Consider the following 12,863-nt stretch of genomic DNA (forward strand, 5'->3'; position numbering starts at 1 on the left):
AAAATAGGAACCGCCGTATGCCGAACGGCACGTACGGTGGTGTGAGAGGTCGGTAAACATGAAAATAGGAGATAAACACCTATGATTAGTGTTTACCTCCTACTCGATTTGTCTGGCAGGTGTATGGCGGAAATAGACACAAAAAAAACGATATTCATCTTTTTATGAATACCGCCGACTTCCGAAAGAACCCCCATAATAGGGTTCTTGTTTCATCATCATTCAGTTGTTTGTGTTTCTGTTATCCTTTCTTTCTCTTTTTACCTCAAAGCAATTCATCTAATTCCTATTGAATCTAATTCCTGAAAACTTACCTTATTACTAATACCTAAAAAACAAAAACATCTAATACCTTAAATCTAATACCTTTTTGCTTTGAATTGTTTACCTTAATCTAATACCTTTAGTTTTTGTATATGTCATCTAATACCTATTAGTTAATGCTTATTGGTTTCACAACCACGATGCAAAGGTATAGCTTTTTTGTGTTTCTGCAATAGACAGAAAGGATTTATTATAAAAAATGCAATATTTCTTGATGTAAATCATCTCGTATTTATTCTGATATGCCGTAAATAGCATATTCGTGTACGGAAACGGCAATAGTGTGCGCGATAACGATTGTTTTTTATAGCTGAAATGATAGATTTATCCTTGATGAATGAACCTGATGAAAACGTAACTTCAATGTTGCTTTTTAGGGTGAAATGTTAAATTTATCTTTCAGTTTTAAGATACGTTGGTTACTGCTGCCGCGGAATTCCAGATAGGGAGAATATAATGCCTGTTCGAATTTCCCGTCTACCAATACGTCGATATAGTCGAGGATTGGTCGGCGGAGAGGGTCGGCAAGTAATGTTTCGTAGGTGTATCCGGTGTAACACCAGATATTTAGTTTGGTATATTCATGGAATTTCCGGATAACCGGCAGAAATTCTTTGGGATTGTAGAAAGGGTCTCCTCCAGAGAATGTGATGCCGTCCAGCAGCGGATTGGCGTTAATCTGGTCAATCATTGTTTTGATTGCCGTTTCTGTCAAAGGAAACCCAGCTGACGGATTCCACGATTCAGGATTGTGGCATCCTTTGCAACGGTGGCTGCATCCGGCAAGGTAGATGGAAAAGCGGATGCCTTCACCGTCGACAATGGTTTCGGGATATGTGTAGAGGTAATGGAGCACTTTTTTAATGATGTTTTACACGGTCGCGTTCTTCGGCACGTTTGGCAGAATTCCAACTGTTTAAGTCCCCGGTCAGATAACCTGTGATGCGGCGCATGCGGAGGATGTTCTCGCTGTTGCAGATGGGGCATTTGTCGTAGATTACACCTCGGTATCCGCAGTTATGGCATGTGTCTACCGGATGGTTGATAGAACCGTAGCCGATGCCTTCATCGTGCATCACTTTGACAATCTTGGCAATGGCGCGCACATTCTTTTGCGCTTCGCCGTCCAGTTCCACATACGTGATGTGTCCACCCCGTGTCAAGGCGTGAAACGGTGACTCGCATTTGATTTTCTCAACGATGCTGATGGGTTCTTTCACGTCTACGTGGAACGAGTTGACGTAATAATCACGGTCTGTCACACCGGGAATAATGCCGTATTTCTTGCGGTCGATACGGGTGAAACGTCCGGAAAGCCCTTCGGCAGGCGTGGCGAGTATCGAGTAGTTCAGTCCATATTTCTGTTTGAATTCGTCTGCTACCCGGTTCATTTCCTCTATTGCCTCGTATAAGGTGTTCCATGCTTTGCGGTTATGCCCGTGCCCTGTGCCGTAAAGTGCGGTCATGGCATTGTGTCCGCCGATAAAGCCGATGCCCAACGTGCCTTGTTTCAATACGTCGCCCACTTCATCGTTCGGATTCAGTTTGCCTCCTCCTTTCCATACATCGTTGCTCATCATGAACGGGAACTGGCGGGCAAGGGCGGTCCGCTGGTATTGGTAGCGGACATACAGTTGTTCTCCGATAAATTCCGACATGCGGTGCACCGATTGCAGGAACAGCTCTTTGGCGTGTTGTTCGATGGCCTCCTGGCTTTGGCTTCCCGATGTGCGCTCTGCTTCCCGGCGTGCTTCGATGGCAAGGCGGGGCAGGTTCATTGTGGTAAACGAAAGGTTTCCCCGTCCCAGACTGGTCTTTTCGCCGTTCAGGTTTTCGAATACACGGGTGCGGCATCCCATGGTGGCAAGCTCGTAGCGGTACCGCTTCGGGTCGTTCGGATTCCATTTCTCGTTTTGGTTGAACGGGGTGTCTAAGAACATGAAGTTCGGGAAAAGGGCTTTCGCCGTAGTGCGGCATGCTTTCAGGAACAAGTCAAAGTTGGGTGCCTCGAAAGTCATTCCGCCGTTCAGTGCTGCTTCAAAGTCGGTCATTGCTTTCTGATAATCGGCATCCGAGTAGGATACCCCGTCTTTTATCTTGAATATCTGGATGGGGAATACCGGCACTTCGCCTTGCGTGCCCAGTCCTTCAACGGTGGCTTGGAGCAGTTCTTCGATGACCATCCGTCCTTCGGGAGAAGTGTCCGTCCCGTAATTGATGGAACTGAATACCACTTGGTTCCCGCCTCGCGAGTGCATGGTGTTCAGGTTGTGGATAAATCCTTCCATAGCCTGATGCGTGTCTTTCCGCACTTGCTTGTGGGCGGAGTGCAGGATGTGCGCCGATTCTTCTTCGGTGAGGAAGCAGCCTTCGTTTGCCAGTGCTGTAAGGAAAGCCTTTTGGGCTTTTGTGTCCGGTTCTATCGAAGTCAGGTGTTTGCGTACGTGTTCCGTCAGGGCTTTTTCGTCTATCGGCGTACCTTTCATTTCCACATAGAAAGCAATGTCCGTTACAATCGCTTTCTGATAGCTTTTCAATACGCCTTTTGCCATGAAGAAGTCGAATGCCGGAATCGCTTGCCCTCCGTGCTGCTCGTTCTGGTTGGTCTGGAAGATAATGGTAGCCAGTGTGGCATAGCTTTGGATAGACTGGGGCGTGCGGATGCTTCCGTTCTTGGTATGGAATCCCCGTTCGAACAGGTCATCCAAGTCATATTGGATACACGTGGTGGTTTTGGTGGGATAATAATCCAGGTCATGAATATGGATATCCCCCATGCGGTGCGCTTCGGCATATGGTTTGGGCAGCAGGTATTTATACGTGTAGTCTTTGGTGACTTCCGAGGCGAAGGTCATCATCTGTCCGGCAGGTGTATGGCTCGACATGTTGGCGTTGCTCAGGTTCACGTCGTTCTTGTCTATTGCCACGATGCCGTCCATGATGTGTTTCATCTGTGTCTTGCGCTCGCGTTCGGTATTGCGCCACTGGCGGTAGATGATGTATTTCTTCGCTACTTCGGGCTGCACTTTCATCAGTTCGTTTTCTACGAGGTCTTGGATTTCCTCTACATTTAATGTTAGATGTTCGAAATGGGAAATGACCCGCTGGGTGATTTCATCAATCAATGCTTCTTGGCGTTCCAAGCCTGTAGCTTGGAATGCTTTCCCGATGGCATTCGAGATTTTGGATGCCGAAAAGTCTTCCCGCTTTCCGTCCCGTTTGATAATGCAAATGTCTGCAGTATTCATACGTCTTGTGTTTTTAAGTGAAACATAAATTCTGTTTTTCCATGGCAGGTCTTCTGACTGATTCCTCTCTGCAGACGCCTTCCCACCTGTTCGAGGCAGTGGCTGCATTTGCATGTCCCGAGTTTTGGAAATCACAGCAGCGGGTACTGTTGCCGATGTGCGCGGCATTCCCTATTGAAACTTTTTTGTTACCATAAGAAAAACATTTGCAAAGGTAGTGATTTGGCACATTTTTCAAAATGTACTTTTGCTGAGGTTGTCTAAATTGAATAACTTCTGAAAATAAAAATGCCGATTTAGTGGCTTGTATCGCTATTTATTGGAAAACTTAATTTATAATGAATGTTTCTTGTTTGACATCCTGATTTTTTTTGTTAAGCTACATTCCCGGTATTGGCCCGGCTCGTCAGTGAAGGTTTTCTTTTAGCCAGTATGATTGCAGAACGAAGATAGGTTTCAATAGCAGTTCATGTATCTGCAATTGCCAATGTATATATATTCTCGCGGCACAACACAAGGGTGGTCAAATTATATTGGTAAAGCTCATTTATCCTGTATGAAACAGACAATGCCTGTATGCATAAACAGAAGCACAGGCTGATACTTTTTAAATATTACTTCAGAAATTTGTCAATTTGGAATATTCTTGATAACTTTCGCTGTTTTTTTTCAAAGAACTGATAAAACTTACGAACTTAAAAACTCAAGAACTCGTATATATGATGGAAAAAACTTGGAGATGGTTTGGGAAGAAAGATAAGATTACGCTTCCCATGTTGCGCCAAATCGGCGTAGAAGGTATTGTGACAGCACTTCATGAAGTGCCCAACGGTGATATATGGACCGAGGAGGCTATTAATGACTTGAAGTCGTACATCGAATCGTACGGGTTGAGATGGTCGGTAGTGGAAAGCTTGCCGGTGTGCGAGGCTATCAAATATGCCGGTCCGGAACGCGACCAACTGATTGAAAACTATAAGGTGAGCCTTGCCAATCTGGGCAAATGCGGTGTAAAGACGGTATGTTATAATTTTATGCCGGTCATCGACTGGGTGCGTACCGACTTGCAGCATCCGTGGGCAGACGGTTCCAGTTCGTTGTATTTCGACCGCGTACGTTTCGCTTATTTCGATACGATGATTCTGAAACGCAAAGGTGCCGAGGCGGACTATACGGAAGAAGAACTGCGCAAGGTGGCTGAACTGGACAAAGTGATTACCGAAGCCGAGAAAGACGAACTGATTGATTCGATTATCGTGAAGACACAGGGATTCGTAAACGGAAATATCAAGGAAGGCGACAAGAATCCGGTGGCTATTTTCCGCAACCTGTTGGCTTTGTATGACGGAATCGACCGTGCTGCGTTGCGTGAGAACATGCGTTATTTTCTGGCTGCCATTATGCCGGTATGCGAAGAATACGGAGTGAATATGTGTGTGCATCCCGATGACCCTCCTTTCCAGATTCTGGGCTTGCCACGTATTGTGACCAATGAAGAGGATATTGCTTGGTTCTTGAATGCTGTAGACAATCCGCACAATGGCTTGACTTTCTGTGCCGGTTCGCTCAGCGCAGGCGAGCATAACGATACGCGTGAATTGGCGAAGAAGTTTGCTTCGCGTACGCATTTTGTACATCTGCGCAGTACGGCGGCTATGCCGGGCGGCAATTTTATCGAAAGTTCGCACTTGGAAGGTCGTGGTCATGTAATCGACTTGATTCGTATTTTCGAACAAATAAAGCCGGGGCTTCCGATGCGTGTAGATCATGGGCGCACGATGTTGGGCGATGAAGACAAAGGCTACAATGCCGGTTATTCGTTCCACGGCCGTATGTTGGCTTTGGCACAGGTAGAAGGCATGATGGCTGTAGTGGAAGACGAAATGAAACGGAATATTAAAGTGGAATATTGATATTTGTTTTTCACCACAGATTACACAGATTAATTAGATGAAATTTAAGAATAATAATTTAATTAATCTGTGTAATCTGTGGTGAACGTAAAAACATGAAGAAGGTTTGTTCACATAAGGCAGGCAGTATCCGGTTCCGTCGGTGGAGCCGGAAAGGGTATGCCGTGTTCGTGAGTCTGCGCATTGTTGTGACAATCGGGCATGTATGCCGGAGCATTGCCGATGCGGCATTGAGCAAGAACAAATCTTTTTCTGAGAACCGGGAACAGAGAACGTCCGTTGACGAGAGAATGGCGGAAGATGCTGTAGATGACGGGGGCGGAGGAATCTTAGTGTCCGCATCTCAGGTAGTGAATGCCGTATTGCTTCTGTTCTTGATGCAGAGAGTGGTATCGGTTTCGGGTAAATCTGTTGTTTGTCCGGAGCGTTATATACCTTTATATAATATAGGAAGCGGAATGGGAAAGGCTCGCAAGCGGGTTTCTCTCATTCCGCTTTTAATGTTTTTTGAAACGCAGATTAGCGCAGATATAATTATTTTTTATTTGCGAAAATCTGCGCTAATCTGCGCTAATCTGCGTTTCAACCTAAAGACTTATAAGCTCAAATGATAGAAAGAATTGAGAAAGCTGTTTACGAAGGGAAGCCGCTTCAGCCCGATGAGGTGCTGAGGGTTGCCGAAGAAACCCCGTTGGGCGTGTTGTGTGAGGCGGCACATCGGATTACGGTGAGGTGTGCCTCGCAGAAGTTTGATATGTGTTCCATTATCAATGCGAAATCGGGACGGTGTCCGGAGAATTGCAAATGGTGTGCCCAGTCTGCGTATTATGATACGGGCGTGCAGGTATATGGTCTGGTGTCGGAAGAAGAATGCCTTCGTCATGCCCGGTTGAATGAAGCGCAAGGCGTGAACCGTTTCTCGCTGGTGACCAGCGGCAAGCGTCCTTCGGATAAGGAGATAAAGGTTTTGTGCGAGCGTTTCGCTTATTTGCGTATGCATAGTGGGATACATTTATGCGCTTCGTTGGGGCTTGCCGATGAGGCTCAGTTGCGTGCCTTACATGAGGCGGGCGTTACCCGTTATCATTGCAACCTGGAGACGGCGCCTTCTTATTTCGGGAATCTCTGCACCACCCATACGCAGGCAGAGAAAATAGAGACCATCCGGGCGGCGCGCCGCATAGGGATGGAAGTGTGCAGCGGAGGCATCATCGGGATGGGCGAGACGATGCGTCATCGGGTGGAATTGGCTTTTACGTTGCACGGGTTGGATATACAGTCTATTCCACTTAACCTGTTGCAGCCGATAAAAGGGACGCCGTTGGAAAAAGTCGCTCCTTTATCGAAGGAAGAGGTATTGCGCACGGTGGCAATGTTCCGGCTGGTAAATCCCGAAGCTTATCTGCGCTTTGCCGGAGGGCGTTCAAGGTTAAGTGAGGCATGCGTGCGCCGTGCGTTGTATGCCGGGATTAATTCGGCGATTGTGGGCGATTTGCTTACCACGCTGGGTTCGAAGGTACAAGAAGATGTAGAACGGATAAAAAATGCAGGTTATGAATGTTGATAAACTTGTTGATAAGTTCGACCGCGACCATTTGTGGCATCCTTACACATCGGCGGTCGACCCGTTGCCTACGTACAAGGTAAAACGGGCGGAAGGGTGCGTGATAACATTGGCGGACGGTACTCGGCTGATAGACGGCATGTCTTCGTGGTGGTGCGCCGTGCACGGATACAACCGTCCCGAACTGAACGAGGCTATCGAAAGGCAATTGAAAGATATGGCACACGTAATGTTCGGCGGACTGACTCATGAGCCAGCCATTGCCTTAGGCAAGAAGCTGTTGCAGATAGTCCCGCCCTCGATGCGGCACATCTTTTATGCCGACAGCGGTTCGGTGGCTGTAGAGGTTGCGCTGAAAATGGCGGTGCAATACCAATATGCGATGGGACATCCCGGAAAGAGTAATTTTGTGACCATCCGTTCGGGATATCATGGAGATACGTGGAATGCCATGTCGGTGTGCGACCCGGTGACGGGGATGCACAGCCTGTTTGGTCCGGCATTGCCGGTACGCTGGTTCGCGCCGGCTCCCGAAAGCCGTTTCGGAGGCGAGTGGGACGAAAGCGATATCCTTCCGTTGCGGGAGATTATGGAAAAGCATCACGAAGAACTGGCAGGACTGATACTGGAACCCATCGTACAGGGTGCGGGCGGCATGCGTTTCTATCATCCGCAATACCTGCGCGAGGCGGCGAAGCTGTGCCGTGAATACGGTGTCCTGTTGCTTTTCGACGAGATAGCCACCGGTTTCGGGCGTACCGGAAAGCTGTTCGCCTGGGAACATGCCGGTGTAGAGCCGGACATTATGTGCATCGGAAAGGCGCTGACCGGAGGGTATATGACATTCTCGGCGGTGCTTGCCAATGCAAAAGTGGCGGAAGGCATTTCATCGTGCGAGCCTCGTGTGTTTATGCACGGTCCTACGTTTATGGGCAATCCGTTGGCTTGCTCGGTGGCGTGCGCTTCGATTGACCTGTTGTTGTCGTATGGCTGGCAGGAGAAAGTGGAGCGCATCGAGGCGCAACTGCGCAGGGAGCTGGAGCCTGCCCGTATGCTTCCGCAAGTGGCGGATGTGCGGGTCTTGGGAGCCATCGGAGTGATTGAAACGAAGCGGGAGGTGGACATGGCATGGATGCAACGACGCTTTGTGGAGGAAGGCATCTGGGTTCGTCCTTTCGGTAAATTGGTTTATATAATGCCGCCGTTTGTCATCCGTCCCGATGAACTGACGAAGCTCACTTCGGGGCTGGTGAAGATAGTGGGCGAGATATAATTCACCACAGATTACACAGATTAATAAAAATTTTTTATTTAATTAATCTGTGTAATCTGTGGTGAAAAAACAAAGCAATATGAAAGAAGAACAGACTTTACACGCATTGGCGCGGGAAGGCAACCTGCGCACCTTGCCCGAAGCGGAACACGACGGGGTATGGATTGGGCAAGACGGACGGCGGATGCTGAACGTTGCGTCGAACGATTATTTGGGGCTGGCTTCCGACAGAGACTTGCAGAAGGAGTTTCTCCGCAGTGTGCCGGAGAGAGACCGCCTGCTTTCGGCTTCCTCTTCCCGTCTGCTGACGGGCAATTTTGCGGTGCACCGCGAATTGGAAGCATTGCTTGCCGGACGGTTCGGGCGTGAAAGTGCCTTGACGTTCAGCAGCGGTTATCACCTGAACATGGGCATCCTGCCCGCTGTGGCGGATGGGCATACGCTGATACTTGCCGACAAGCTGGTGCACGCCAGCCTGATAGACGGCATCCGCTTGTCGGCGGCGCGGTGCATCCGCTACCGCCATCAGGATTACAGGCAGTTGCAGAGCCTGGTGGAGAAACATCATGCCGCTTTCGATAGGCTTATCATCGTGACCGAAAGCGTGTTCAGCATGGATGGCGATGTGGCTCCGCTTGCCGCACTGGCGGAACTGAAGAAGGCTTATCCGAATGTGATGCTTTATGTCGATGAGGCACATGCCGTCGGCGTGCGGGGAAAACGGGGGCTGGGCATAGCCGAAGAGCAGGGCTGTCTGGCGGACATTGATTTCTTGTGCGGCACGTTCGGCAAGGCGCTGGCTTCGGTTGGGGCATACGTAGTGTGCAGCCGTTTGATGCACGATTATTTGGTCAACCGGATGCGGACGCTTATCTTTACCACGGCGCTTCCGCCGCTCAACGTGGCGTGGACCAAATTCGTTTTTTCGCGGCTGGACGGGTGGGAAGACCGTCGCATCCGGCTGGCTTCGATGGCGGAGAAGGTGCGCGGAGCAGTCCGCCGGGCGGGTTATCCTTGTCTTTCGGAGAGCCACATTGTTCCGTTGGTGGTGGGTGAGAGCGAAAAGACTGTCCTCAAGGCGGCGGAGATGCAACGGAACGGGTTTTATGTCCTCCCCGTCCGTCCGCCCACGGTTCCCGAAGGCACCTCACGCCTGCGCCTGTCGCTCACGGCGGCATTGCCCGAAGCAGAGGTGGAACGGTTGGTAGAAGCCATTGAAGCCCCCTCAATTCCCTCCGAAGGGGGGACTTAAATATATATGTCACGCCGGAAAGCTTGCTGCACAATGCAGGACGGATTCCCATTAGAATGTAACAAAATGGTTTGTGAAAAAACAAAATGAATATCCGCAATCATCCCATGTAGGGGCGTATCGCATACGCCCGAATGCGTCAACCTATCCACACGTATGCTTTCAGGGCGTATGCGATACGCCCCTACAGCTCATTGGGTGAAATGCGGATATTTATAAAAACAATATGGAACAACGATTTATAAAGAAAGAAAACAATCCCCGGCTGCTGCTTTTCTTTGCAGGGTGGGGAAGTGACGAACACCTGTTCAGCCGTCCGGTGGAAGACGGGTACGATTATCTGTTGTGTTTCGATTACCGCACGTTGGATTTCGACTATTCGCTGCTGGACGGTTATCGCGAAATCCGCCTGCTGGCTTGGTCGATGGGCGTGTGGGTTGCCGGACAAGTCTTGACAGGCAAGGATTATCCGTGGCAGATGAGGCTTGCCATAGGCGGTACGCCCTTCCCGATAGATGACCGGAAGGGAATCCCCGAAGCTATCTTCCGCGCTACGCTGGAGAATTTTTCGGATGCGGCGTTGGTACGTTTCCGCCGGCGCATTTGCGGGACGGCGGAGCAGGTGAAAGAATTTCTGTCGCACGCGCCTTACCGTCCGGTACCGGAACTGCACGAAGAGCTGCAGGCGTTAGAGCAGTACGTGCGCCGTCCGTCCGCTCCTTTCGTATGGGACAAGGCAATCGTCGGGACGGGCGATAAAATCTTTCCTCCTGCCAACCAGCGCGAGGCGTGGAGGGGGACTGCGGTCATTGAAAAAGACGTGGCGCATTACGGCGGCGCATTGTTCGACCGCCTGCTTTCGGGAGAGGAGGCTGTATGGACAAGGCACTGATCCGTCATCGTTTTGCCAAGGCTTCGGGCAGTTATCCGCGTCAGGCATTTGTGCAACGCGACATTGCTTTGCGTATGGCAGACCTGATAGGGCGGTATGTGTCGCCGGACTCGCATCGCCGGGTACTCGAAATCGGGTGCGGAACCGGATTGTTCACCCGTGCCTATTTGCACCGTTGGTGTCCGGAGCGGCTGGTGCTGAACGACCTTTGTCCTGAAGTGGAACCTTATTTCGCCGACTTGCTGGGCGGGCAGGTAAGTTTTGTGGCAAAGGATGCCGAGGCGCTTGATTTCCCTTCCGGCCAGGATTTGATTGTGTCGTGCTCGGCGTTGCAGTGGTTCGATGCGCCCGAACGTTTCTTGTTGGGATGCCGCAAGCTGTTGTCCGGCCGTGGTTATCTTGCCTTTAGCACCTTCGGTCCACACAATGCCGAAGAAATCCGTGCGCTGACGGATGCCGGGCTTCCTTACCGTCCGTTGGACGAACTGAAGGTGGCACTATCCGAGGCATATCACATCGTCCATGCTTCAGAAGCATGTGTGCAGCTTTCTTTCCCGACTCCGCTGGACGTGCTGAGGCACCTGAAAGATACGGGTGTGACAGGCATCCGTCCCTGCCATTGGACACGGAAGAAGCTGGCAGACTTCAGTATGCGTTATGCCGGACGTTATGCCGCTCCCGACGGAGGTGTTACGCTGACGTATCATCCCATTTATATAGTATGTAAAATGAACTAAAAGAACGAAAGATGAAAGACAATGTGTATTTTGTAAGTGGCATTGACACCAATATCGGCAAGAGTTATGCCACGGGTTATCTGGCGCGGAAGTGGAACGAAGCAGGCATCCGCACCATTACGCAAAAGCTTGTACAGACGGGTAATGAAGACGTATCGGAAGACATCGCGCTGCACCGCCGGCTGATGGGCACGGGCTGGCTCCGCGAAGACGACGAGCGGCTGACGATGCCCGAGATATTCAGTTATCCCTGTTCGCCGCACTTGGCGGCGGAGATAGACCGCCGCCCGATTGATTTCGATAAGATAGAGCGGGCTACGCAAACGCTGAGCGGACGCTATGACGCCGTGTTGCTGGAAGGAGCGGGAGGGCTGATGGTGCCCTTGACCCGCGATTTGCTGACCATTGATTACATTGCCCGGCATCATTATCCGTTGGTGTTTGTTACCTCGGGCAGGCTGGGGAGCATCAACCATTTGTTGCTGAGCCTGGAGGCGGCAGACCGGCGGGGTATCCGTCTGCATACGCTGGTTTATAACCTTTTCCCCGAAGAAGATGATGCACTGATTCGCCAAGACACGGAGGAGTATATCCGGCATTTGCTGAAGGAGAAATATCCGGAGGCGCGTCTGGAAGTGGTGCCGTATATTCCGGAGTGAGTAAAGGGAAAGAGACCGTGCATTATACGATCGTGTGAGTTATGAAATCATGAGCCGTCGGCTGTATCTGTGTCCGGGATTTAACAAGAAGGAATTGTTGAAAGAGATTCATGTCCCAGCCAATAAGTTTGCGGTTTTGTTTAAGGTGTTTGCCTGTTGAAGCTTTTCCCAGTACATACAAAATTGCCGCCTTGATTATGCTGTCCGCTTAATGCGTGAGCAACCACAGTGGACGTTGGATGCAATCGCCAAAGAAGCTCAAATGTCTAAAGGGGCTTTTAATATCCAGTTCCATAAGCGGTATGGCATGAAGCCTTCTGAATTTAGAAGCAGAGAACTTTCGTTGGACGAGGAAAAATAAGTTCCTATGTTTGTTTGGCAGATACAAATCAATGTATGATTGAAAGGTTCAGTATCTGTTTCAAACTGTCTTCTTTTTACGTTCTCCATATGGAAACCGTACGGTTTTCATATCGAGAACGTACGGTTTTCAATTGGAGAACGTACGGTTTTGAGATGGAAACTATAAAAAGATACCGTTTGGATTGATAATATGACCAATCAGCAACTTTAACTGTTTTGATTCTTTGATTAATTCAAAACAGTTTCTGAAAGGAGAGATCTTTTGATAATCAGTTTATTGCTTGCCTGATGTGATTTTCGTGAGACATAGTGGTGATTTTCATGAAACTTTTCTAGCCTGCTTTGTAGGGCATGTTAACTTGTACTGACTAACTTTGTTCTTAATATGATGAATATACATTAAAAAGATTGCATTTTGATAAAATAATAAGTATATTTACGCCCATAAGATACATTTTATTTCTTATTTAATGGGTGAATTTTGTGTTCAGACAAAATAGGTTTAAAATGTAATCTGAAAAAGTGATGCATTATATATTGCATGTTGCCGGCTGTTGTAAATCACTGGCAAGTAGTGGTAAATAGACTTTTTGATATTCATTTAGGATATTTTGATACTGTGCTAATAGGCTTTTGAT

10 protein-coding genes, 1 pseudogene and 1 riboswitch are annotated in these 12,863 nt (G+C 49.1%); of the genes and pseudogenes, 9 read left to right on the forward strand and 2 right to left on the reverse strand.

Going from position 1 to position 12,863, the window contains the following annotated elements:
• Positions 1-697: 697 nt before the first annotated feature.
• Positions 698-1,180: an anaerobic ribonucleoside-triphosphate reductase activating protein gene (gene nrdG, locus B5F78_RS06255; protein ID WP_022039569.1), complete on the reverse strand. Its 483-nt coding sequence runs from the start codon at positions 1,178-1,180 to the stop codon at positions 698-700.
• Between the two features lie 4 nt (positions 1,181-1,184).
• Positions 1,185-3,572 carry an anaerobic ribonucleoside triphosphate reductase gene (locus B5F78_RS06260; protein ID WP_087406309.1) on the reverse strand — a complete coding sequence of 796 codons (2,388 nt, stop codon included), beginning with the start codon at positions 3,570-3,572 and terminating at the stop codon, positions 1,185-1,187.
• 26 nt (positions 3,573-3,598) lie between these two features.
• Positions 3,599-3,783: riboswitch (cobalamin riboswitch) on the reverse strand.
• Positions 3,784-4,291: 508 nt separating this feature from the next.
• On the opposite strand from B5F78_RS06260, the gene uxuA reads away from it, so the two are divergent.
• From uxuA to B5F78_RS06305, 9 genes and pseudogenes are all read left to right on the forward strand, one after another.
• Positions 4,292-5,485 carry a mannonate dehydratase gene (uxuA, locus tag B5F78_RS06265; protein WP_204246979.1) on the forward strand — a complete coding sequence of 398 codons (1,194 nt, stop codon included), beginning with the start codon at positions 4,292-4,294 and terminating at the stop codon, positions 5,483-5,485.
• A gap of 95 nt (positions 5,486-5,580) precedes the next feature.
• Positions 5,581-6,096, forward strand: coding sequence for a hypothetical protein (locus tag B5F78_RS06270; RefSeq protein WP_087406310.1), 516 nt, complete (start codon positions 5,581-5,583; stop codon positions 6,094-6,096).
• Positions 6,093-7,049, forward strand: coding sequence for a biotin synthase BioB (gene bioB, locus B5F78_RS06275; protein WP_087406311.1), 957 nt, complete (start codon positions 6,093-6,095; stop codon positions 7,047-7,049). The genes B5F78_RS06270 and bioB overlap by 4 nt, the downstream gene beginning before the upstream one ends.
• Positions 7,039-8,322, forward strand: coding sequence for an adenosylmethionine--8-amino-7-oxononanoate transaminase (bioA, locus tag B5F78_RS06280; protein ID WP_087406312.1), 1,284 nt, complete (start codon positions 7,039-7,041; stop codon positions 8,320-8,322). Before bioB ends, bioA begins: the two co-directional genes overlap by 11 nt.
• 79 nt (positions 8,323-8,401) lie before the next feature.
• On the forward strand, positions 8,402-9,574 hold the full coding sequence (locus B5F78_RS06285; protein WP_087406313.1) for an 8-amino-7-oxononanoate synthase: 1,173 nt from the start codon (positions 8,402-8,404) through the stop codon (positions 9,572-9,574).
• 226 nt (positions 9,575-9,800) lie between these two features.
• Complete coding sequence (locus tag B5F78_RS06290; RefSeq protein ID WP_087207863.1) at positions 9,801-10,466, forward strand: DUF452 family protein; 666 nt, start codon at positions 9,801-9,803, stop codon at positions 10,464-10,466.
• On the forward strand, positions 10,451-11,203 hold the full coding sequence (gene bioC, locus B5F78_RS06295) for a malonyl-ACP O-methyltransferase BioC (protein WP_087406314.1): 753 nt from the start codon (positions 10,451-10,453) through the stop codon (positions 11,201-11,203). The genes B5F78_RS06290 and bioC overlap by 16 nt, the downstream gene beginning before the upstream one ends.
• Before the next feature lie 11 nt (positions 11,204-11,214).
• Positions 11,215-11,862, forward strand: coding sequence for a dethiobiotin synthase (gene bioD, locus B5F78_RS06300; protein WP_087207867.1), 648 nt, complete (start codon positions 11,215-11,217; stop codon positions 11,860-11,862).
• Positions 11,863-12,034: 172 nt separating this feature from the next.
• A pseudogene (locus B5F78_RS06305) lies at positions 12,035-12,223 on the forward strand (helix-turn-helix domain-containing protein); the annotation flags it as partial.
• Positions 12,224-12,863 lie beyond the last annotated feature (640 nt).

The sequence above is a fragment of the Bacteroides sp. An279 genome (assembly GCF_002159615.1).
GTDB classification, from domain to species: domain Bacteria; phylum Bacteroidota; class Bacteroidia; order Bacteroidales; family Bacteroidaceae; genus Phocaeicola; species Phocaeicola intestinalis.

Excerpts from the sequence above, each read along its gene's own strand:
- bioB (WP_087406311.1), top strand. The coding sequence starts at position 6,093 with ATGATAGAAAGAATTGAGAAAGCTGTTTACGAAGGGAAGCCGCTTCAG.
- bioD (WP_087207867.1), top strand. The coding sequence starts at position 11,215 with ATGAAAGACAATGTGTATTTTGTAAGTGGCATTGACACCAATATCGGC.
- bioC (WP_087406314.1), top strand. The coding sequence starts at position 10,451 with ATGGACAAGGCACTGATCCGTCATCGTTTTGCCAAGGCTTCGGGCAGT.
- B5F78_RS06285 (WP_087406313.1), top strand. The coding sequence starts at position 8,402 with ATGAAAGAAGAACAGACTTTACACGCATTGGCGCGGGAAGGCAACCTG.
- B5F78_RS06290 (WP_087207863.1), top strand. The coding sequence starts at position 9,801 with ATGGAACAACGATTTATAAAGAAAGAAAACAATCCCCGGCTGCTGCTT.
- uxuA (WP_204246979.1), top strand. The coding sequence starts at position 4,292 with ATGATGGAAAAAACTTGGAGATGGTTTGGGAAGAAAGATAAGATTACG.
- bioA (WP_087406312.1), top strand. The coding sequence starts at position 7,039 with ATGAATGTTGATAAACTTGTTGATAAGTTCGACCGCGACCATTTGTGG.
- B5F78_RS06270 (WP_087406310.1), top strand. The coding sequence starts at position 5,581 with ATGAAGAAGGTTTGTTCACATAAGGCAGGCAGTATCCGGTTCCGTCGG.
- B5F78_RS06260 (WP_087406309.1), bottom strand. The coding sequence starts at position 3,572 with ATGAATACTGCAGACATTTGCATTATCAAACGGGACGGAAAGCGGGAA.